The 20,485-nt window shown below is 66.3% G+C and carries 19 protein-coding genes and 1 riboswitch; of the genes, 14 read left to right on the forward strand and 5 right to left on the reverse strand.

Annotation, left to right across the window (positions count from 1 at the left end; genetic code table 11):
• Positions 1–49: 49 nt before the first annotated feature.
• Together OSH10_RS05980 and ppk2 are read right to left on the reverse strand one after the other, a co-directional pair.
• Positions 50–1,738 (reverse strand): hypothetical protein, encoded by a 1,689-nt coding sequence (locus OSH10_RS05980; protein ID WP_266330715.1) that lies wholly within the window; start codon positions 1,736–1,738, stop codon positions 50–52.
• 191 nt (positions 1,739–1,929) lie between these two features.
• Positions 1,930–3,000, reverse strand: a complete 1,071-nt coding sequence (gene ppk2, locus OSH10_RS05985; protein WP_266330716.1) for a polyphosphate kinase 2 — start codon at positions 2,998–3,000, stop codon at positions 1,930–1,932.
• 149 nt (positions 3,001–3,149) lie between these two features.
• On the opposite strand from ppk2, the gene OSH10_RS05990 reads away from it, so the two are divergent.
• From OSH10_RS05990 to phoB, 7 genes are all read left to right on the forward strand, one after another.
• Entirely contained in the window at positions 3,150–4,499 is a 1,350-nt protein-coding gene (locus OSH10_RS05990) for an ATP-binding protein (protein ID WP_266330717.1), read from the forward strand.
• Between the two features lie 131 nt (positions 4,500–4,630).
• The gene (gene pstS / locus OSH10_RS05995; RefSeq protein WP_266330718.1) at positions 4,631–5,680 is read left to right on the forward strand and encodes a phosphate ABC transporter substrate-binding protein PstS; all 1,050 of its coding nucleotides are present in this window, start codon (positions 4,631–4,633) and stop codon (positions 5,678–5,680) included.
• Between the two features lie 84 nt (positions 5,681–5,764).
• On the forward strand, positions 5,765–6,757 hold the full coding sequence (gene pstC / locus OSH10_RS06000; protein WP_407660677.1) for a phosphate ABC transporter permease subunit PstC: 993 nt from the start codon (positions 5,765–5,767) through the stop codon (positions 6,755–6,757).
• A gap of 11 nt (positions 6,758–6,768) precedes the next feature.
• Complete coding sequence (pstA, locus tag OSH10_RS06005; protein ID WP_266330719.1) at positions 6,769–7,671, forward strand: phosphate ABC transporter permease PstA; 903 nt, start codon at positions 6,769–6,771, stop codon at positions 7,669–7,671.
• Entirely contained in the window at positions 7,668–8,453 is a 786-nt protein-coding gene (pstB, locus tag OSH10_RS06010; RefSeq protein WP_266330720.1) for a phosphate ABC transporter ATP-binding protein PstB, read from the forward strand. Before pstA ends, pstB begins: the two co-directional genes overlap by 4 nt.
• A gap of 25 nt (positions 8,454–8,478) precedes the next feature.
• Complete coding sequence (gene phoU / locus OSH10_RS06015) at positions 8,479–9,195, forward strand: phosphate signaling complex protein PhoU (RefSeq protein ID WP_266330721.1); 717 nt, start codon at positions 8,479–8,481, stop codon at positions 9,193–9,195.
• Between the two features lie 32 nt (positions 9,196–9,227).
• A complete protein-coding gene (gene phoB, locus OSH10_RS06020; protein ID WP_266330722.1) occupies positions 9,228–9,926 on the forward strand; it encodes a phosphate regulon transcriptional regulator PhoB in 699 nt (232 codons plus the stop codon).
• A gap of 213 nt (positions 9,927–10,139) precedes the next feature.
• Here phoB and OSH10_RS06025 read toward each other — a convergent pair whose 3' ends face one another.
• Positions 10,140–10,673: a GcrA family cell cycle regulator gene (locus tag OSH10_RS06025; RefSeq protein WP_266330724.1), complete on the reverse strand. Its 534-nt coding sequence runs from the start codon at positions 10,671–10,673 to the stop codon at positions 10,140–10,142.
• A gap of 408 nt (positions 10,674–11,081) precedes the next feature.
• Between OSH10_RS06025 and OSH10_RS06030 the strand changes: the two genes are divergently transcribed.
• From OSH10_RS06030 to OSH10_RS06040, 3 genes are all read left to right on the forward strand, one after another.
• Entirely contained in the window at positions 11,082–12,314 is a 1,233-nt protein-coding gene (locus OSH10_RS06030) for an aspartate aminotransferase family protein (RefSeq protein WP_266330725.1), read from the forward strand.
• 74 nt (positions 12,315–12,388) lie between these two features.
• Positions 12,389–13,255: an ornithine carbamoyltransferase gene (gene argF / locus OSH10_RS06035; RefSeq protein ID WP_407660689.1), complete on the forward strand. Its 867-nt coding sequence runs from the start codon at positions 12,389–12,391 to the stop codon at positions 13,253–13,255.
• Positions 13,255–14,238, forward strand: a complete 984-nt coding sequence (locus OSH10_RS06040) for an Hsp33 family molecular chaperone (RefSeq protein ID WP_266330727.1) — start codon at positions 13,255–13,257, stop codon at positions 14,236–14,238. Before argF ends, OSH10_RS06040 begins: the two co-directional genes overlap by 1 nt.
• Positions 14,239–14,482: 244 nt before the next feature.
• Here OSH10_RS06040 and apaG read toward each other — a convergent pair whose 3' ends face one another.
• Positions 14,483–14,875, reverse strand: coding sequence for a Co2+/Mg2+ efflux protein ApaG (gene apaG / locus OSH10_RS06045; protein ID WP_266330728.1), 393 nt, complete (start codon positions 14,873–14,875; stop codon positions 14,483–14,485).
• Between the two features lie 223 nt (positions 14,876–15,098).
• Between apaG and mscL the strand changes: the two genes are divergently transcribed.
• The 4 genes from mscL (at position 15,099) to OSH10_RS06065 (ending at position 19,090) form a co-directional block, all read left to right on the forward strand.
• Positions 15,099–15,512, forward strand: a complete 414-nt coding sequence (gene mscL, locus OSH10_RS06050) for a large conductance mechanosensitive channel protein MscL (RefSeq protein ID WP_266330729.1) — start codon at positions 15,099–15,101, stop codon at positions 15,510–15,512.
• A 174-nt stretch (positions 15,513–15,686) separates the two neighbouring features.
• The gene (locus OSH10_RS06055; RefSeq protein ID WP_266331129.1) at positions 15,687–16,835 is read left to right on the forward strand and encodes a pyridoxal phosphate-dependent aminotransferase; all 1,149 of its coding nucleotides are present in this window, start codon (positions 15,687–15,689) and stop codon (positions 16,833–16,835) included.
• Between the two features lie 178 nt (positions 16,836–17,013).
• Positions 17,014–17,121: riboswitch (SAM-I-IV-variant riboswitch) on the forward strand.
• 39 nt (positions 17,122–17,160) lie between these two features.
• Entirely contained in the window at positions 17,161–18,108 is a 948-nt protein-coding gene (locus OSH10_RS06060) for a homoserine O-succinyltransferase (RefSeq protein ID WP_266330730.1), read from the forward strand.
• A gap of 223 nt (positions 18,109–18,331) precedes the next feature.
• A complete protein-coding gene (locus OSH10_RS06065; protein ID WP_266330731.1) occupies positions 18,332–19,090 on the forward strand; it encodes an SDR family oxidoreductase in 759 nt (252 codons plus the stop codon).
• A gap of 101 nt (positions 19,091–19,191) precedes the next feature.
• Here the strand turns inward: OSH10_RS06065 and hemA are convergent, their stop codons facing one another.
• Positions 19,192–20,481 (reverse strand): 5-aminolevulinate synthase, encoded by a 1,290-nt coding sequence (hemA, locus tag OSH10_RS06070; protein WP_266330732.1) that lies wholly within the window; start codon positions 20,479–20,481, stop codon positions 19,192–19,194.
• Positions 20,482–20,485: the final 4 nt, after the last annotated feature.

Raw genomic sequence — 20,485 nt, forward strand, 5'->3', positions numbered from 1 at the left:
CACCCTCGCCCGCTTGCGGGAGAGGGTGGGGTCTGGGTCTCGCCTCGCTTTATTGCAGCACTTCGATCCGCGCCGACTTGATGTCGGCGGCCGTACCGTCGCCGGGAATGCCGGGTTCGATCAGCACCGCGTCCGTCTCGGGGCCGCCGCGCTCCTTCGGCACCGTCCAGGTCGCCGAGAGCGGGGCATAGTCCTTGCCCAGTTCGCCATCCTTCCAGGGACTGAGGCTGCGGCCGTTCTGATAGGCGAAGCGCAGCGAATGGGCCGGGTTGGTCGCGGATGCGCGCGCCACGACGACGAGGCGGATGGTGCGGCCGGCCAGCCTTTCATAGACACCGCGGCCGACGGTGATCCGCGAGCCCGTCGAATGGATCGATGTGGAGACGCGTGCAAAGCCGCCCTGCGTATCGCCCTCGAAGCGGACCGGATTGTCGGGAACCGACTGGAACACGCTGGGATCGCGGCCATCGAACAGATTGAGTGTTTCGAGCGCCAGCGCGCCGGCCGGTATGGCAGCGGCCGGCGCCGCAGGGGCGGGGGCTTCTTCCGGGGCGGCGGCGATGACGCCGGCAATGTCGGTCGGCGGCGCCGGCTGGGCCGGGGCGGGTGCCGAAGGCCCGGCCTGGGTGGCGGTCGCGGCGGGCGTCGGGCTGCGCGAGAGCAGGAAGGCGCCGCCGCCAAGGCCCGCGACGAGCAGCAGGACGACACCGGCGATGATGCCGATCATTCGGCCGCTGATCGCATCGGCGATATCGCGCAGCCGGTCGCCAAGGCCGCGACGCGGTTCGTCCGCCTCGAACGGCTCGTCCTCCAGCGCATCCGCGTCGAAGGGTTCCTCGTCGAGGTCGTCCTCGGCATCGTCTTCCACGGGCTGGCGCGGTTCGGTCCGCAAGGCGGCGCGATCGTCGAAGCGCTCGCGGTGCCGGCGCAGGATGTCGTCAGCCGATTCACGACCGGCATTGCCGGCCAAGTCCGGGTGCCCGTCGTCGCGGCCGTCCTCTTCGTCGTCCAGCGGCTCTTCCCCTTCCGCCAGTCCTTCCTCTTCCGCCAGTCCTTCCTCTTCCGCAAGGTCGCCTTCATCGGGCGGCTCGTCGTCGGCCCGATGATCTTCCGTCTCGTCCTGATCCTCGGACGGCTGCTCATCCTCGGCATCCGCGGCAGGCTCGTCCTGCGCTGCCTCGTCCAAGGGGTCGGGCTCCTCTTCGGGGCGCCAGCCATCCGCGGCGCCGGCCTCGGCAGGTGCGGCAGGGGCGCCGCCCTGGGTCGACTTGGCCAGGATGGCCCTGTCGCCTCGGCCGGCCGGCTTGTCGGCGGCCGTGCTGTCGAGCGCGGCAAGCGCCGCCAACACGGCGGAGTCGGCGGTGGACGCCGCCGGGATGCCGTTCCTGTCGTCGTTCTTCGTCGCGTCCCGCATCGGCGTCGGCGAGCCGATCCGCGACAGCGGTTCGAAACGCGCCAGCTTGCGCGCCGGCTCGCGCGGCGGCAGCGTCAGCGCGGCGGAAAAGGGCAAGGCCTCGGGCTTGGCCGGAACGCCGGCTTCGGGCGTGACCAGGCTGGACGGTTCGTCCTCGGCCTCGTCGTCCTCGGGCGCATCGCCCTCCGCGTTCCGGTGTTCGCTGAGGATCGACGCGACGACGCCGTCGAACTCGTCGATCTTGCTGTCGATCTCGCTCGGCGTCAGCGGCGGGTCATACGACCACAGCAGCCGGATCATCGCTTCGCGCGCGCTGGTGAACATGCGCTCCCGACCATCGTGGTCCGAGGGGGCAAGGTGCGCGACGGAGCGGCGCAGGACCGTTTGGAGTTGGCTCATAACGCTCGGGAATGACCGGAAAAGGGTGAACGAACCGTTGATAGCAGCGCCTGAAGGCGAAACTTCGGCAGCATACGGCTCCTTCAGGGGGCGCGCCCCCGCTGGAGCCGCGGGCTTCAACCCTTCTTGAGGAAGCCGGGGCCGGATCCCAGGATCAGCGGATCCGGCTCGCGCACCACGTCCTTGTCGCGGCCGGGATAGTCGATCCGGCTCAGCACGTAGCGGATGATGTTGAGGCGGGCGCGGCGCTTGTCGTTGGCGAGCGCGATGATCCAGGGAGACTTGTCGGTATGGGTGGTCTCCAGCATGGAGTCGCGGGCCTTGGAATAGTCCTTCCATTTGCCGAGCGCGGCATAATCCATCGGCGACAGCTTCCAGATCTTCAGCGGGTTGTGGCGCCGTTCGTGGAAGCGCTTCAGCTGCATCTCCTGGCCGATGTCGAGCCAGAACTTGAACAGGATCGTGCCGGCCTCGATCAGCCCCGCCTCGAGCATCGGCGCCTGATCGATGAAGACCTTGCGCTCTTCGGGCGTGCAGAAGCCCATCACCGTCTCGACGCCGGCGCGATTGTACCAGGAGCGGTCGAAGGTGACGATCTCGCCGGCGGTCGGCAATTGCTCGATATAGCGCTGGAAGTACCACTGGCCGCGTTGGGTGTCCGACGGCTTCGGCAGGGCGACGTCGCGCGCGTTGCGCGGGTTGAGATACTGGCGCAGCGCGAAGATGGCGCCGCCCTTGCCGGCGGCGTCGCGGCCCTCGAACAGCATCACCACCTTGAGGCCCTTTTCGATGACGTGGTGCTGCAGCTTGACCAGCTCGATCTGCAGCGCCGTCAGTTCCTCCTCGTATTTGTCGGATTTCATCGACTTGTCATAGGGATAGCCACCCGACCCGAACGCCGTTTCCTCGACCCAGGCCGGCAGGACGGGATTGTCGAGATCAAAGCTGCCGAGCTTGGTCTCGATCGGAGGGGAGTCGACGCTGGGTTCGAGCTGCTTGGGCAGGGGCGCGGCGGCCTTGCCCTCTTCGGACTTGCCCTTGTCGCCGTTCTTGCCGCTTTTCTTGCCGTCGCCGCTCTTCTCCTCGCCGTTCTTGCCGGCATCCTTGCCGGCCTTCGGCTCGTCGGACTGGCCCGCCTCCGCTTTCAGATTGTCGGACTTGGACTTCTTCTTGTCTGAATTCGCCATGTCGATTCCGATCTCCTACATAGAAGCCGTTTGGAGGACGACACTGCCATGCTGTCATCTGCTTGTCCTGTACGACATGCGATGATGAGCCGGCATAGTCATGGCGGATGCCCCGTCCGGGGAACGCCAACCTGGGAAATGGAGACGGAATGAGCGACAGGGACCGGATCGTCGTCGAGGACGAGGCGCAGGACGCCGGCAAGCGCGGGGTGATGGCCCGGCTTGTCGAGGCGCGGCCGTTCTTCCTGACGATGGCGGCGCTGCTCCTGTTCCTCGTGCTGATCGACCAGGTGAGCGCGGTCGCCGCGGGCGCGGTGCTCGCCGCGACGGTCGGCTTCTTCGCGCTCTTCCTGCGCGGTCAGGGGGAGCTGCCGGTGCGGCTGACCAGCCGCCCGCCGCCCTCGATCTGGCCGGAGACCGGCATCAAGCGCATGGCCGACGCGCTGCCCGATCCCTGCGTCATCCTCGATCGGCGCGGCGTCGTGCGCTATGCCAACAGCCGGGCGGAGGCGACCTTCCCGATCCGGCCCGGCGATCCGCTGACCTTCCGCCTGCGCAATCCCGATTTCGTCGGCGCCTTCGACCGCGTCGCCGCCGGTGGCGCGGCGGAGAAGGTGCAGTTTCTCGAGCGCGGCGCGACCGAGCGCTGGTATCTGGCCTGGTTCTCGGCGCTGGAACCGGCCGGCGGCGCCAGCGACCGCTCCGGCTTCATCATCCTGATCTTCTCCGACCTGACGGAGCAGCGGGTGAGCGAGAAGATCCGCGTCGATTTCGTCGCCAATGCGAGCCACGAACTGCGCACGCCGCTCGCCTCGCTGTCCGGCTTCATCGAGACGATGCAGGGCCCGGCCAAGGACGACGCGGTGGCGCGCCAGCGCTTCCTCGGCATCATGCACGACCAGGCGACGCGCATGAGCCGGCTGATCGACGATCTGCTGTCGCTGTCGCGCATCGAGATGAAGGCGCATATGCGCCCCGAGGCGCCGGTGGACCTGACCGGCGTCATCCGCGGCGTGGTCGATGCGCTGGAGCCGCTGGCGCGCGATCTCGGCGTCACCATCGAGACCGAGCTGCCGGAGACGCCTCTGGTGGTGCCGGGCGACCGCGACGAGCTGGTGCAGGTGTTCCAGAACCTGATCGAGAATGGCTGCAAATACGGAAAGCTGGGCCAGCGCGTGCAGGTGACGGCGACGCCGCCGCCCGGCGGACGCGGCGGGCCGGTGGTGACGGTGCGCGATTTCGGCGCCGGCATCCCGGCCGAGCACCTGCCGCGCCTGACCGAGCGCTTCTACCGCGCCGACATCCAGGCGAGTCACGCCCAGCGCGGCACGGGTCTCGGCCTCGCCATCGTCAAGCACATCCTCAACCGCCATCGCGCCCGCCTGCTGATCGAGAGCCGCCCCGGCGAGGGGGCGAGCTTCACTGTCGCATTCAACGTCGCCCTCTCGGGGGGCTCCTTGCCCGGCGAAGGAAAAAGCCGTGACGTTTCCTATATTTAGACTGTCATAAAAGAGTGATGATACTGTCATAGAACCATTACCTGTGGTGACTAGGGTCCGCTCGCGTCCCGGTCGCAAGTGGTCGGGGCAAGCAACTCGCAAGTTCCGGAACCCCGTCAGGGAGACGTCAGGTGACATTCAAGAAATTCGCACTCGCGGCCGGCCTTTTCGCCGCCACCATCGGCTTCGGTTCGGCCCAGGCAGCGGACATTTCCGGCGCCGGCGCAACCTTCCCTTATCCGGTCTACGCCAAGTGGGCGGACACCTATAAGAAGGAAACCGGCATCGGCATGAACTACCAGTCGATCGGCTCGGGTGGCGGCATCAAGCAGATCAAGGCCAAGACGGTCACCTTCGGCGCTTCCGATGCCCCGCTGAAGCCGGAAGAGCTGGCCAAGGCCGGCCTGGTCCAGTTCCCGACCGTCATCGGCGGCGTGGTTCCGATCATCAACGTCCCCGGCCTGAAGCCGGGTGAAGTGACCCTCGACGGCCAGACACTGGCCGACATCTTCCAGGGCAAGATCACCAAGTGGAACGACGAGGCGATCAAGAAGCTCAACGCCGACGTCAACCTGCCGGACATGGCGATCGCCGTCGTGCGCCGTTCGGACGGTTCGGGCACCAGCTTCGTGTTCACGACCTACCTGTCGCAGGCCTCCAAGTCCTGGGCTGACGAAGTCGGCGCCGCTTCGGCCGTCGAATGGCCGGTCGGCCTCGGCGCCAAGGGCAATGAGGGCGTCGCCGCCAATGTCGGCCAGACCCAGGGTTCGATCGGCTATGTCGAGTATGCCTTCGCCGCCCAGAACGGCATGTCCTACACCAAGCTCGTCAACAAGGACGGCCAGACCGTGGCTCCGGAAGCGGCCAACTTCGCCGCCGCCGCCGCCAACGTCGATTGGGCCAAGGCTCCCGGCTACTACGTCATCCTGACGAACGAGCCCGGCGCGACCTCGTGGCCGATCACCGCCGCGACCTTCATCCTGGTCCACGCCAAGCCGGACAACGCCGCCGACGTCGCCGAAGCCCTGAAGTTCTTCAGCTGGGCCTACGACAAGGGCGACGCTGCAGCCGAAGAGCTGCACTACATCCCGCTGCCCGACTCGGTCGTCGCTGACATCAAGGCGACTTGGGCCAAGGATATCCTTGGCGCCGACGGCAAGCCGGTCCTCGCTGCCAACTAGGCTCGATCAGATGGAAAGAGGGGCGCACTGCCCCTCTTTCTTCCTTCACAAAATTGGCTCCCAATGCGGAACCGGGAAAACAACATGGTCGATGCTGCGATGACAGGCGCGATCAGCGCCGGCATGGATAGTGCCAAGCTGAAACGCATGAGACGGTTCAAGGCCGGGGATGCCACCTTCCGGGCGTTGACCCTGAGCGCGGCGCTGATGGTTCTGGTGCTGCTGGGCGGCGTGATCATCTCGCTGGTGCATGGTTCGATCCCGGCGCTCTCGACCTTCGGCTTCGGCTTCATCACGAGCCAGTCCTGGAATCCCGTCACCGAGAAGTTCGGCGCGCTGGCGCCCATCTACGGTACGGTCATCACCTCCTTCATCGCGCTCCTGATCGCCGTTCCCGTCGGCATCGGCATCGCCATCTTCCTGACCGAGCTCTGCCCGCCCTGGCTGAAGCGTCCGATCGGCGTCGCCATCGAACTGCTCGCCGGCATTCCCTCGATCATCTACGGCATCTGGGGCCTGTTCGTTTTCGCCCCGTTCTTCCAGACGACGATCCAGCCCTTCCTGATCGACATCTTCGCGCCGATCCCGGTGCTGAACAGCCTCTTCGCCGGCCCGCCCTACGGCATCGGCATCCTGACCGCCGGCTTTATCCTGGCCATCATGGTGCTGCCCTTCATCACCTCGATCACCCGCGACGTGTTCGACACCGTCCCGCCGGTGCTGAAGGAAGCGACCTACGGCCTCGGCTGCACGACCTCGGAAGTCGTGACCAAGGTGGTGCTGCCCTATACCCGCGTCGGCGTCATCGGCGGCGTCATGCTGGGCCTCGGCCGCGCGCTCGGCGAAACCATGGCCGTCACCTTCGTCATCGGCAACGCCCACAAGATCTCCGCCTCGATCCTGTCGCCCGGCACGACCATCTCGGCCTCGATCGCCAACGAATTCACGGAAGCGGTCGGCGATCTCTACACCTCGTCGCTGATCGCGCTTGGCCTGATCCTCTTCGTCATCACCTTCATCGTTCTCGCCGCGGCGCGTCTGCTGCTGATGCGCATGAACGTCAAAGCCGGCAATTGAGGCGCCCGATCATGGCAAGCAATCTCGGCACAATCGGCTCCGGCGGCCTTTCCGCCGCCTCGACGCCCGCGGCCCAGGCGATCTACCGCCGCCGTCGTCGCGGCAACAAGATCCTGCTGACGCTCTCCGTCGGCGCCACCATCTTCGGCCTGGCCTGGCTGGTGCTGATCCTCGGCGCGCTGCTCTATCAGGGCTTCAGCGGTCTCTCGCTGGCGGTCTTCACCGAAATGACGCCGCCGCCGGGCTCGGCCGGCGGCCTTCTGAACGCCATCATGGGCAGCCTGGTCATGACCTTCGGCGGCGTGATCATAGGAACGCCGATCGGCATCCTGGCCGGCACCTACATGTCGGAATACGGCCGCAACAACAAGCTGACGATGGTCGTGCGCTTCATCAACGACATCCTGCTGGCGGCGCCTTCGATCGTCATCGGCCTGTTCGTCTATGAGGTGGTCGTGGTCCGGATGGGACACTTCTCGGCCTTCGCCGGCATGGCGGCCCTCGCCATCCTGGTGATCCCGGTCGTCGTCCGCACCACGGAGGACATGCTCAACCTGGTGCCGAACCAGCTTCGCGAGGCCGCCGCCTCGCTCGGCCTGCCGCGCTCGATCATGATCCGCCACGTCGCCTACAAGGCCGCGATGTCGGGCATCGTCACCGGCGTACTGCTGGCGATCGCCCGCGTCAGCGGCGAGACCGCCCCGCTGCTCTTCACCGCGCTGAACAACCAGTTCTGGAGCACCAACCTGAACGCGCCGATGTCGTCGCTGCCGGTGACGATCTTCCAGTTCGCCCTGTCGCCCTATCCGGATTGGCAGAAGCTCGCCTGGACCGGCGCCCTGCTCATCACCTTTACCGTGCTGGCGCTCAACATCGTCGCTCGCGCCTTCCTCAGCCCCAAGGCTCAAAAATGACCCAGACCGCGATGAACACGGCCGGCATGGCCGAGAAGATCTCGATCCGCAATCTGAAGTTCTTCTACGGCGACAACCTCGCGCTGAAGACCATCAACCTGCCGCTGTTCGAGAAGAAGGTCACCGCTTTCATCGGCCCGTCGGGTTGCGGCAAGTCGACCCTGCTGCGCGTGCTGAACCGGATGTACGACCTCTATCCGCGCCAGCGGGCCGAGGGCGAGGTGATCTTCGACGGCAAGAACGTGCTCGACCCCGACCAGGACCGAAACATGCTGCGCGCCCGCGTCGGCATGGTGTTCCAGAAGCCGACGCCGTTCCCGATGTCGATCTACGACAACATCGCCTTCGGCATCCGCCTGTATGAGAACATCTCGCGCTCCGAGATGGACGGCCGGGTCGAGGCGGCGCTGACGCGCGGCGCGCTCTGGAACGAGGTCAAGGACAAGCTGCACACCAGCGGCCTCAGCCTTTCGGGCGGCCAGCAGCAGCGCCTGTGCATCGCCCGCACCATCGCGGTGCGGCCGGAAGTCGTGCTGTTCGACGAGCCCTGCTCGGCGCTCGATCCGATCTCGACCGCCAAGATCGAGGAACTGATCGACGAACTGACGACCGACTACACGATCGCCATCGTCACCCACAACATGCAGCAGGCGGCCCGCGTCTCGGACTACACGGCCTTCATGTATCTCGGCGAGCTGATCGAGTTCGACGAGACGACGAAGATCTTCACCGCCCCGAGCGACAAGCGCACCCAGGACTACATCACCGGTCGCTTCGGCTAAGCCGGGCCACGGGTAGGAGCACGACATGTCCGAACACATCGTTTCCAAGTACGACGAAGAACTGAACGACGTCGCCCGCCGCATCGCCGAGATGGGCGGCATGGCCGAGCGTCTCGTCGACGTGGCGGTCAGCGCGCTGATGCGCGTCGATGCCGAGACCGCCCGCACCGTCATCGCGGACGACAAGAAGCTCGACGTGCTGCAGCGGGAGTGCGAAGAGCGCGCCATCATGATCATCGCCCGGCGCCAGCCCATGGCGATGGACCTGCGCGAAGTCATCGCCGCGCAGCGCATCGCCAGCGATCTCGAGCGCATCGGCGACCTGGCCAAGAACATCGCCAAGCGCGTCATCGCGCTGGACGGCCACATCCAGTCCAAGCGCTTCAACACCGGCGTCGAGCACATGGCGCAGCTTTCGCTGGCGCAGCTCAAGGACGTGCTGGACTCCTACGCGACCCGCGACGTCGACCAGGCCTACCAAGTGTGGAAGCGCGACGAAGAAATCGACGCCATGTACACGTCGCTCTTCCGCGAGCTGCTGACCTACATGATGGAAGATCCGCGCAACATCACCTTCTGCACGCATCTCCTGTTCTGCGCCAAGAACATCGAGCGCATCGGCGACCATGCGACCAACATCGCCGAAACGGTCTATTATGTCGTCACCGGCCAGGTCCTGGCCGAGGATCGTCCCAAGCAGGATGAATCCAGCACGACCGCCGTCGCGTATGAGAAGAACTGACGCCTGCGTCAGGTTTACTGGGATATCCGTGAATGACGCCACGCGTTATGATCGTTGAGGACGAGGAGGCGCTGAGCCTCCTCCTCCGCTACAACCTCGAAGCCGAGGGCTATGCCGTCGAGGTGGTGCCGCGCGGCGACGACGCCGAGATGCGCCTGCTCGAGACCGTGCCCGACCTGCTGCTGCTCGACTGGATGCTGCCGGGCATCTCCGGCATCGAGCTGTGCCGCCGCCTGCGGGCGCGCGACGCCACCCGCACCCTGCCGGTGATCATGCTGACGGCGCGCGGCGAGGAACAGGAACGCATCCGGGGCCTCGCCACCGGCGCCGACGACTATGTCGTCAAGCCGTTCTCGGTGCCGGAACTGATGGCCCGCGTCCGCGCCATCCTGCGCCGCTCGAAGCCGGAGGTGATCGCCTCGCTGCTGCGTGCCGGCGACATCGAGCTCGACCGCGAGACGCATCGCGTCCGCCGCTCGGGGCGCGAGCTGCATCTCGGTCCGACCGAGTTCCGCCTGCTCGAATATCTGATGAAGAGCCCGGGCCGCGTGTTCTCGCGCGAGCAGCTGCTCGACGGCGTCTGGGGCCGCGACGTCTATGTCGACGAACGCACGGTCGATGTGCATATCGGCCGGCTGCGCAAGGCGGTCAATCGCGGCCGCGTCAAGGACCCGATCCGCACCGTGCGCGGCTCCGGCTATTCCTTCGACGACCAGTTCGCGATGGCGTGACGGGTTGCCTTGCCTCTCTCAGACGGGAGGGGCGGGGCAGTCTTCCAAAGATCGAGCCCTACAAAAAAGCCGCGTGGCGTCGTCCGCGCGGCTTTTTTTGACGTGACATGCAGAGGGACAAAAAAAGGCCGTGCGCCTCGGGGGAGGCGGCACGGCCAGACTGGCATCGCAGGCGGACAGTGGGAGGGCGCCGTCCGCCGCGGCGCGGCGCGATCAGGCGCCGACAGCCTTCTTCTGGCGACGATCATGCACGGGCTGGTAGGCGACCCGCGAATGATATTCGCAATAGGGAATGCCGGAATTCGAGCGCTGGCCGCAGAAGTGGAAGTCCTCGGTGCTCGGATCGCCGATCGGCCACTTGCAGGTCTGCTCGGTCAGGGTGAGGATCGTCGCGTGCAGGCTGATCGGCACGACGACGTCGTCCGAACCAACCGCCCGGGGCATGCGCCGCGGCTCGGGCGCGAGCTGGCTCATCGGCTTGAGGGCCGTGTTGCCGGCGACGAGTGGCCTGACGGGATTGGGGCGCCCTGTCGTGACCGAGCGTCCGTTGGTGGCAGCCGCGGGCTTGCGGGCGCGGGCAACGGGCGCCGTTGCCGGCTTGGCGCGGCCCGAGAGGCTCAGCCGGTGTACCTTGCCGATGACCGCATTGCGCGTTACGCCGCCGAGTTCCGAAGCGATCTGGCTTGCGCTCAAGCCGTCGGTCCAGAGTTTTTTCAGCAACTCAACCCGTTCGTCCGTCCAAGTCATAGCGTGTCCTTGTCGGTCGGAGCGATACCCGGAATCCTGTCGCGGTCGTTCAGCCGGGATGCCGGACGACTGCGGACGCCATACAAGGGTCAGGGGGAGGTACCTGCTCGATATTTCGTGTCTTAACGAAAATTAAGATACTATATGGCGTGACTCGGTGACAAGAGTCGGAGGGATGGCTGGAGGCCGATCTGGCCGTTTTCCCCAACTAGCGACGGATTTCCGATCCGTGAGTCCCGTCAATCGGTTAGCCGTCATGGCCGCCCGCGAGCGGCGATTTCATTGACACAAATCGTCACCGCCGTGATATAAGGGCAACGCATAAAGGTGCTGCCCGGCGCGTTGGCCTCGGGCGGCACCTTTGATTTTTAAGCACCCATTTCCGTGGTTTCATCCGAAGGAGGGGATATGAGCGCCCCCGATACAAGCGTTAAAAAGACCTCGTCCAGCCTCTACGACACCTTTTCGCGTGCGCCGCTCGAGTTCGAGCGAGGTGAGGGGGCCTGGGTCTTTACGCGAGAGGGCGACGCTTATCTCGATTTCTCCGCCGGCATCGCGGTGAACACGCTCGGCCATGCCAATCCGATCCTGGTGCAGGCGCTGACCGAACAGGCCGGCAAGCTCTGGCACACATCGAACCTGTTCCGGATCCCGGGCCAGGAGAAGCTGGCCGACACGCTGGTCGCCAATACCTTCGCCGACCGGGTCTTCTTCGCCAATTCGGGCGCCGAGGCCAACGAGGCCGCCATCAAGACGGCCCGGCGCTATCATTACGTCAATGGCCAGCCCGACCGGTACCGCATCCTGACCATCGAGGGCGCGTTCCACGGCCGGACCCTGGCGACGCTCGCCGCTGGCGGGCAGCAGAAATATCTCGACGGCTTCGGCCCCAAGGCGGACGGCTTCGACCAGGTGCCGTTCGGCGACATGGCGGCGATCAAGGCCGCGGTGACGCCGGCGACCGCCGCCATCATGATCGAGCCGATCCAGGGCGAGGGCGGCGTGCGCGCCTTCCCGAACGCCTTCCTGCGCGAGCTCCGGGCGCTTTGCGACGCCGAGGGCATGCTGCTGATCATGGACGAGGTCCAGACCGGCATCGGCCGCACCGGCAAGCTGTTCGCCTATGAATGGACCGGCATCACCCCCGATATCCTGACCGCGGCCAAGGGAATTGGCGGCGGCTTCCCGCTCGGCGCCTGCCTCGCCACCAACGAGGCGGCGAAGGGCATGACCCCCGGCACGCATGGCACGACCTTCGGCGGCAATCCGCTGGCGATGGCGGTCGGCAATGCCGTGCTCGACGTCGTGCTCGGCGATGGCTTCCTGGAGCATGTGCGCGAGACCGCGCGCTATCTGACCCAGCGCCTTGGCGGGCTGATGGACAGCCATCCCGGCGTGATCGACGACATTCGCGGCGAGGGCCTGCTGATCGGCCTGCACGCGCTGAAGCCGGTTCCCGAAGTGGTGGCGGCGCTGCGCGAGCAGAAAATGCTAGCCGCCGGCGCGGGCGACAATGTCCTGCGATTGCTGCCGCCGCTCAACATCGGCAAGGCAGAAGTCGACGCGGCGATCGACAAGCTCGACGCCGCCTTTTCCGCAATCGAAGCCGAGGCTGCGCAAGCGGCACGGCAATCCGCCTGAGCGGACAGGACAGACCTATGGTTCGGCATTTTCTCGACCTGACGGATTTCGATTCCGCCACCCTCAGACAGATCATGGAAGGCGCCAAGCGCATCAAGTCGGTGCGCAATGGCGCGCGCGACGGCGTCGGCCCGCTGGCCGGCAAGGTGTTGGCGCTGGTGTTCGAGCAGCCCTCGACCCGCACGCGCGTCTCCTTCGATGTCGGCATGCGCGAGCTCGGCGGCCAGACGCTGATGCTGACAGGCGCCGAGATGCAGCTCGGCCGCGGCGAGACCATCGCCGACACGGCGCGCGTCATGTCGCGCTATGTCGACGGCATCATGATCCGCATTCTCGACCACGACTCGCTGAAGGAACTGGCGGCCAACGCCACCGTACCCGTGATCAACGGGCTGACGCGCCGCTCGCATCCCTGCCAGATCATGGCCGATATCCTCACCTATGAGGAGCATCGCGGCCCGATCGAGGGCAAGACGGTGTCATGGCTGGGCGACAGCAACAATGTCATGGCGTCGTGGGTCCACGCCGCCGCGCGCTTCAACTTCCGCCTGAAGATCGCGACGCCGGAGGAGCTTGCGCCGTCGCACAAGCTGCTCGACTGGGCGCGCACCAATGGCGGCGAGGTGATCGCCGGCGAGGACGCGGACGACGCGGCGGCCGATTCCGACTGCATCGTCACCGACACCTGGGTGTCGATGGGCGACAGCGAGGCGGAGCGCCGCCACAACCTGCTGAAGCCCTACCAGGTCAACGCCCGCCTGATGTCGTGCGCCAAGAAGGATGCGCTGTTCATGCATTGCCTGCCCGCCCATCGCGGCGAGGAGGTGACGGCCGAAGTCATGGATGGACCGCAATCGGTCGTCTTCGACGAGGCCGAAAACCGGCTGCACGCACAGAAGGGCATCCTGGCCTGGTGCCTGGGCGGCCCGGAGGCACTTTGATGGAAGAAATCCCGTTCGGCCCCGGATCGATCGATCCGGCGGGCGATGACGCCGTGCTGCCTTTCGAGGTCAACGGTCTCGACGTGCGCGGTCGCGCCATCCAGATGGGGCCGGCGCTGTCGGCCCTTCTGGCGCGCCACGATTATCCGCTGCCGGTATCGAAGCTGCTGGGCGAGGCCGTCGTGCTCGCCGTGCTGCTCGGCTCGTCGCTGAAGTTCGAGGGCCAGTTCCTGTTACAGACGCAGACGGACGGCCCGGTCGACATGCTGGTCGTCGATTATCGCACCTCGGGCGACATCCGCGCCTATGCCCGCTTCAACAAGGAGCGGGTGGCCGAGATGGACGTCGACGGCCTCTCCAAGCCCGAACTTCTGCTTGGCAAGGGCATCCTGGCGATGACCATCGACCAGGGCGAGTTCACCAGCCGCTACCAGGGCATCGTCCAGCTCGACGGCGTCAGCCTCGAGGAAGTGGCGCATCTCTACTTCTCGCAGTCGGAACAGATCCCGACCCTCGTCCGCCTGGCGGTGGCCGAGATGATGACGCGCGAGGATGGCGGCGCTTCGCATAGCTGGCGCGCCGGCGGCCTGCTGGTGCAGTACCTGCCGGAAGCCTCGATCGGCGTCCGGCGCGACCTGCCGGGCGGCGACGCGCCGGAAGGCATGGAGCACCACGCCGAGGAGGAGGATGCCTGGGCGGAGGCGACCTCGCTGGTCTCGACCGTCGAGGATCACGAACTGATCGATCCCGACGTCCCGGCCGAACGGCTGCTCTATCGCCTGTTCCACGAGCGCGGCGTGCGCGTCTATGACTCGCTGGCTGTTCGCGAGCAGTGCTCCTGCTCGCGTGAACGCATCCGCGGCGTGCTCGGCAGCTTCTCGGCCGAGGAAATCACGTCGAGCATCGAGGATGGCGAGATTTCCGTGACCTGCGAGTTCTGCGGCCAGAAATACGGTTTCGACCCGCAGGAATTCCTGGTCTGAGGTGTTCTGACGGCGTTGAGGGCGGCGCGTAGGCAAGCCCCGCGCCCGCAGCCGCCCCCACGGCGTCATCCTCGCGCAGGCGAGGATCCACTCAGCCGATGACTTGGGAGTTCCCAAGCACCGCTCGATCCGCTTGAACCGCCGACGCCCCAAAACCCTGCTGCTTGGGGCCTGGCCTGGGTGAGGGTGACGGCGGAGGTGGGGGGGCTACGCGCCTTCGAGAAGGCGTGTGCCGTCCCAGATCCTAATGCAGCACCCGGGGCGCGTTGGGGACGTCGAGGGAGAAGGCGGGGATCTCGACGGAGAACATCTCGCCGCTCTCGGTCTGCATCTGATAGGTGCCGGCCATGATGCCCGAGGGCGTCGAGAGCGGGCAGCCGCTGGTATATTCGAAACTCTCGCCCGGCTTCAGCGACGGCTCCTTGCCGACGACGCCGACGCCGCGCACTTCTTCCGTGCGGCCCTTGCCATCGGTGATCCGCCAGAAGCGCGAACGCAGCTGGACGTTCTCAAGCCCGAGATTGACGATCTCGATCGTGTAGGCCCAGACGTAGCGGTTCTCGCCCGGCGAGGAATCGTCCTCGACGAAGCTGGGCCGCACGGTCACCTGGATCGATCGCGTGACGGTTCGATACATCGGCGCTCTTTTCGAAAATGATCCGTGGCTCATAACGCCAAGGGAGGCAGGGCGTCAATCGCGCGCTGCGCCGCATCGGGTCGGTTCGCCGCCGCCCAGTGCAGCGTGGCAACACCGTGCGACAGTTGCTGCGGGCACGTTTCGCCTGCGAAACCGCTGCGCTATAGTCGCGTGGGTTGTGAAGAGTGGGTTCGCGAAGAGCCGGGCGAAAAGGGAATATTGAATGCTGAAGGAATTCCGGGAGTTTGCCCTGAAGGGCAACGTGGTCGATCTGGCCATCGGTATCATCATCGGCGCCGCCTTCAGCGGCCTGGTCAATTCGATCGTCAATGACATCATCATGCCGATCATCGGCGTCATTACGGGCGGTATCGACTTCACCAACAAGTATATTCAGCTCGCCGGGGAACCGCAGCCGACCCTTGACGCCGCCCGCAAGGCCGGAGCTACCGTCGCCTACGGCAATTTTCTGACCTTGCTGATCAACTTCATCATTGTCGCCTGGATCCTGTTCCTGATCGTCAAGGGCATGAATCGCCTGAAGCGCGAGAAGGCCGCCGCGGCGGCAGCCCCGGCCGCGACGCCGGAAGACGTTGCCCTGCTGCGCGAGATCCGCGACCTGCTGGCCAAGAAGTAATCCGGCCGGCCTTGCGGCCGCGCCAGCGAACCATGAAACGGCGGCTTCCTGGCCGCCGTTTTGTCTTGGTTGGTCATTAAAATCCGCTACATCATCCGTAATGGCGTCGCCCGCCCGTGGACATGGCGCCTGCAGACATTGGAAACGTGCGTGTCCGTCCATCCCGCATTGAATATGTTGCGCCCCGAAGCGGGCCAGGCTCCCGAAAGCGGCATCGTCGAGGTCTTCAATTACGGCCGTGACCGCGAGGGGCTGATCCCGCTCTGGGTCGGCGAGGGCGACCTGCCGACGCCGGGCTTCATCAGCGAGGCGGCCCAGGCGGGGCTGACGGCGGGCGAGACCTTCTATACCCACCAGCGCGGCATTCCCGAACTCCGGCAGGCGCTGGCGGCCTATCATGCGCGCCTCTATGGCCGCCCGTTCGATCCCGAGCGTTTCTTCGTCACCTCCGGTGGCATGCCGGCGATCCAGATCGCCCTGCGCATGGTCGCCGGCCATGGCGACGAGGTGGTCGTGCCGACCCCGGCCTGGCCGAATTTCTCGGCCGCCGCGGAGGTCGGCGCCGCCAAGGTGGTCGAGGTGCCGCTCACCTATGGCAATGCCGGCTGGACGCTCGACCTCGACCGCTATTTCGAGGCGGTGACGCCGCGCACCAGGGCGCTGTTCCTGAATTCGCCCTGCAACCCGACCGGTTGGACGGCGACGCGCGACGAACTCCAGGCCATTCTCGACTTTGCCCGCGCCAGGGGGCTCTGGATCATCTCCGACGAGGTCTACACGCGCTTCTTCTACGAGGGCGAGCGTTCGCCCTCCTTCTACGACATCGCCGAGCCGGACGATCGAATCCTCTACGTCAACACCATGTCGAAGAACTGGGCGATGACCGGCTGGCGCGTCGGCTGGCTGTCGGCGCCCCCGGCCTTTGGCCAGGTGATCGAGAACCTGGTGCAATATTCGAGCTCGGGCACGCCAAAGTTCCTGCAGCGCGGCGCGGTCGCGGCGCTGGAGCAGGGCGACGCCTTCATCGACTTCCAGCGCCAGCGCGCCGTGGAAGCGCGCGAGATCGTCTGTTCCGGCCTGGAGAAGACCGGTCGCATCCGGCTCGTGCGCCCGGCCGGCGCGTTTTATGCCTTCTTCGCCGTCGACGGCGAGCCCGACACGCGCCGGCTGGCGCTGCGGCTGGTCGACGAGGCCAATGTCGGCCTGGCGCCGGGCGACGCCTTTGGCGCAGGCGGGGCTGGTTTCATGCGCCTTTGCTATCTGCGCAACCTCGACCAGATCCGCGAGGCCACCCGCCGGCTGGCCGAGTGGCTGGCGAAGTAGCAAGACCCTCACCCAACCCTCTCCCGCAAGCGGGCGAGGGCCTTTTTGCCGGCGCCATGTCGATCTCGCACCAGACGCGGCGCGCCCCCTCTCCCGCGCGCGGGAGAGGGCTGGGGTGAGGGTCTGGCCCGCCCCCGCAGATTCTGTTGCCAAGCGGCCTTGGCTCGGCTAAATCAGGCGCATACATCAAGAGTTGGGCCGACGCCCGACGCCAACCTGCCTATCCGGGCAAGGTGGCACTCCTGCAAGGGAGGATGTGGCCGATCCGGCAAGAATACGGACCCAGTCACACAACGTCGGCTCTTCCAGGACAGGACGATGCCCGATGCCGATCAAGATCCCCGACGACCTGCCAGCCCGCCGCAAGCTCGAAGCCGAAGGCGTCATGGTCATGCGCGCGGCGGATGCGGTACGCCAGGATATCCGTCCGCTCCGGATCGGCCTGCTCAACCTGATGCCCAACAAGATCTCGACCGAAACGCAGATCGCCCGCCTGCTCGGCGCGACGCCGCTGCAGATCGAGCTGTCGCTGGTGCAGATCACCGACCACGCGCCGCGCAACACGCCGGCCGAGCACATGCTCTCCTTCTATCGCCCCTGGGAGGAGGTGAAGGGAGAACGCTTCGACGGCTTCATCGTGACCGGCGCGCCGGTCGAGCGCATGCCGTTCGAGCAGGTCACCTATTGGGACGAGCTGCGCCGGATCTTCGACTGGACGCAGACGCATGTGCATCGCTCGCTGAACATCTGCTGGGCGGCGCAGGCGGCCGTGCACCATTTCCACGGCATGCAGAAATACGACCTGCCCGGCAAGGCGTTCGGCATCTTCCGCCACCAGATCCCGGCCCCCGCCGCGACATCGCCCTATCTGCGCGGGCTGGCCGACGAGTTCGCCGTCCCGGTGTCGCGCTGGTCGGAAGTGCGCAAGAGCGAGATCCCGCCCGACAGCGGCGTGGTCGTGCTGGCCGAAAGCGAGGAGACGGGCCTCTGCCTGCTCGACGACACGCGCCACCGTGCCCTGCATATGTTCAACCATCTCGAATATGACACGCACTCGCTCGGCGACGAGTATTTCCGCGATATCAACGCCAGGATCGATGTCGCCCTGCCGGTCGATTACTTCCAGAAGAACGACCCGACCCGCCCGCCGATCAACAGCTGGCGCGGCAATGCGCATCTGCTGTTCGGCAACTGGATCAACGAGATCTACCAGACGGTGCCGTTCGACATTTCGAAGATCGGTGAGGCCGAGGCGGCCGAGGTCGCGGCGTAGCGGGCGGATCGTGCAAGACCCTCGGCCCAGCTTCTCCCGCACGCGGGGGAGGCCGTTCGACCGTGCCCGCTGCGGCATCGCCCGCTCGATGACAGGCGATGGCCGCCGTGGAGCCATCCCGCTAATTCAAGCGCAGGAAACGGATCGCGGGACGCGACCGGGCCATGACACCGTGTCGCTGGAACCCGCCCGAAGGCGGAAAACAGGACAGGAAAAGGACGTCATGGAGCTGGAAAACAAGTCGATTCTGATCACCGGCGCGAGCAGTGGCATCGGCAGGGCAGCGGCGCTGCTGTTCGCGGCCGAAGGTGCCGACGTGGTTCTCGGCGCGCGCCGGTCGGCAGAACTCGAAACCCTCGCGGAGACGATCAACCAGGGCACCGGCAGGGCCGTGTACCTGGCCGGTGACGTCCGGGACGAGCGTTATGCCGAGGCTCTGGTCGATCTCGCCACCACGGCGTTCGGCGGGCTGGACGCCGCATTCAACAATGCCGGCATCGTCGGGGAACTGGTCCCGGTTCCCGACATGGGGCTCGGGCGCTGGAACGACGTGATCTCGGTCAATCTGACGGCAGCGTTCCTGGCGGCCAAGGCGCAGATCCCGGCCATGCGGGCGCGGGGCGGCGGCTCGATCGTGTTCACGTCGTCCTTCGTCGGCTTCAGCAATGGCGGCCTGCCGGGGATGGGGGCCTATGCCGCCTCCAAGGCAGGACTGATCGGCTTGACGCAGTCGCTCGCGTCGGACCATGCGGCGGAAGGTATTCGCGTCAACGCGCTCCTGCCCGGCGGGACGGTCACGCCCGCCGGTGGCGAAGACAATCCGGACTTCATGGAGTACATCGCGACGCTGCATCCGATGAAGCGGATGGCGAGCGCGAAGGAAATCGCCCAGGCGGCGCTGTTCCTGCTCTCCGATCGGTCGAGTTTCATGACGGGAAGCCCGATGATCGCGGATGGCGGCATGTCCGTCCGCTTGATCTGACCCTCCGGCCCGGGCAAGGAGCCGTCGGCTGCGATCCACACGCAAAAAAAGGCCCGCCGGGACGACCGGCGGGCCTCTTTGAATTCGGAACCGGGCCCGGATCAGCCGCCGGCGGGCGGGAAGACGTCGAAATGCGAGCTGCCGCCATTGGCGACGAGGCGAGCCGTCTTGGCCGGGGCGGTGCGGCCGAGCGGCAGCCAGAGGCGGTGCCAGACATCGACCAGCGCATCGCGCAGGCCGAGGATCAGCGTCTCGTCATGGCAGGGCGTCGGCGTGATGCGCAGCCGCTCCGTGCCGCGCGGCACCGTCGGGTAGTTGATCGGCTGGATGTAGATGCCATGCTCGTCGAGAAGCATGTCCGAGGCCTTCTTGCAAAGGTCCGGATTGCCGACGAACAGCGGCACGATATGCGTCTCGGACGGCATCACCGGCAGGCCGGCGGCGATCAGCACTTCCTTGGTCCGCTGCGCGTGATGCTGCTGCAGGTCGCGCTCGACCTGCGAAGCCTTCAGGTGGCGGATGGAGGCGGTGGTGGCGGCGGCGATCGACGGCGGCAAAGCGGTGGTGAAGATGAAACCCGGTGCATAGGAGCGAACGGCGTCGACCACGGCGCGGCTGGCGGTGATGTAGCCGCCGAACGTGCCGAATGCCTTGGCCAGCGTGCCCTCGATGACGTCGACGCGGTGCATGACGCCCTCGCGCTCGGCGATGCCGGCGCCGCGCGGGCCATACATGCCGACGGCGTGCACTTCATCGAGATAGGTCATCGCGCCATACTTCTCGGCGAGATCGCAGATGCCGGCGATCGGCGCGATGTCGCCATCCATCGAGTAGACGCTCTCGAACGCGATCAGCTTGGCGCGGCCGGGGCCGGCCTCCTTGAGCAGCTCTTCGAGATGCTCGAGGTCGTTGTGGCGGAAGATGCGCTTCTGCGCGCCGGAGCGGCGGATGCCCTCGATCATCGAGGCGTGGTTCAGCTCGTCCGACAGGATCAGGCAGTCGGGCAGCAGCTTGCCGAGCGTCGACAGCGCCGCGTCGTTGGAGACGAAGCCCGAGGAGAAGACAAGGCCGGCTTCCTTGCCATGCAGGTCGGCGAGCTCATGCTCCAGCTCGACCAGCGGGTGGTTGTTGCCGGAGATGTTGCGCGTGCCGCCGGCGCCGGTGCCCATGCCCTGTGCCGTCTCGACCATGGCGCGGACGACGTCCGGATGCTGGCCCATGCCGAGATAATCGTTCGAGCACCAGACGGTGATCTCGCGCGGACCGCGCTCGGAGCGCCAGATCGCGTGCGGGAAGCGGCCCACGATCCGCTCGAGATCGGCGAAGACCCGATAACGCTTCTCGGAATGGAGGGCGTCGATCGCGTCCACGAAGAAAGATTGATAGTCCATCAGC

Source organism: Kaistia defluvii (genome assembly GCF_026343955.1).
Taxonomy (GTDB): Bacteria; Pseudomonadota; Alphaproteobacteria; order Rhizobiales; family Kaistiaceae; genus Kaistia; species Kaistia defluvii.

Coding starts and splice junctions, on each gene's coding strand:
- pstB (WP_266330720.1), top strand. CDS start 7,668: ATGACCCAGACCGCGATGAACACGGCCGGCATGGCCGAGAAGATCTCG.
- phoU (WP_266330721.1), top strand. CDS start 8,479: ATGTCCGAACACATCGTTTCCAAGTACGACGAAGAACTGAACGACGTC.
- pstC (WP_407660677.1), top strand. CDS start 5,765: ATGGTCGATGCTGCGATGACAGGCGCGATCAGCGCCGGCATGGATAGT.
- OSH10_RS06055 (WP_266331129.1), top strand. CDS start 15,687: ATGTTGCGCCCCGAAGCGGGCCAGGCTCCCGAAAGCGGCATCGTCGAG.
- hemA (WP_266330732.1), bottom strand. CDS start 20,481: ATGGACTATCAATCTTTCTTCGTGGACGCGATCGACGCCCTCCATTCC.
- apaG (WP_266330728.1), bottom strand. CDS start 14,875: ATGTATCGAACCGTCACGCGATCGATCCAGGTGACCGTGCGGCCCAGC.
- pstA (WP_266330719.1), top strand. CDS start 6,769: ATGGCAAGCAATCTCGGCACAATCGGCTCCGGCGGCCTTTCCGCCGCC.
- OSH10_RS06065 (WP_266330731.1), top strand. CDS start 18,332: ATGGAGCTGGAAAACAAGTCGATTCTGATCACCGGCGCGAGCAGTGGC.
- ppk2 (WP_266330716.1), bottom strand. CDS start 3,000: ATGGCGAATTCAGACAAGAAGAAGTCCAAGTCCGACAATCTGAAAGCG.
- OSH10_RS05980 (WP_266330715.1), bottom strand. CDS start 1,738: ATGTTCACCAGCGCGCGCGAAGCGATGATCCGGCTGCTGTGGTCGTAT.
- argF (WP_407660689.1), top strand. CDS start 12,389: ATGGAAGGCGCCAAGCGCATCAAGTCGGTGCGCAATGGCGCGCGCGAC.
- OSH10_RS06060 (WP_266330730.1), top strand. CDS start 17,161: ATGCCGATCAAGATCCCCGACGACCTGCCAGCCCGCCGCAAGCTCGAA.
- mscL (WP_266330729.1), top strand. CDS start 15,099: ATGCTGAAGGAATTCCGGGAGTTTGCCCTGAAGGGCAACGTGGTCGAT.
- OSH10_RS05990 (WP_266330717.1), top strand. CDS start 3,150: ATGAGCGACAGGGACCGGATCGTCGTCGAGGACGAGGCGCAGGACGCC.
- phoB (WP_266330722.1), top strand. CDS start 9,228: ATGACGCCACGCGTTATGATCGTTGAGGACGAGGAGGCGCTGAGCCTC.
- OSH10_RS06030 (WP_266330725.1), top strand. CDS start 11,082: ATGAGCGCCCCCGATACAAGCGTTAAAAAGACCTCGTCCAGCCTCTAC.
- OSH10_RS06025 (WP_266330724.1), bottom strand. CDS start 10,673: ATGACTTGGACGGACGAACGGGTTGAGTTGCTGAAAAAACTCTGGACC.
- OSH10_RS06040 (WP_266330727.1), top strand. CDS start 13,255: ATGGAAGAAATCCCGTTCGGCCCCGGATCGATCGATCCGGCGGGCGAT.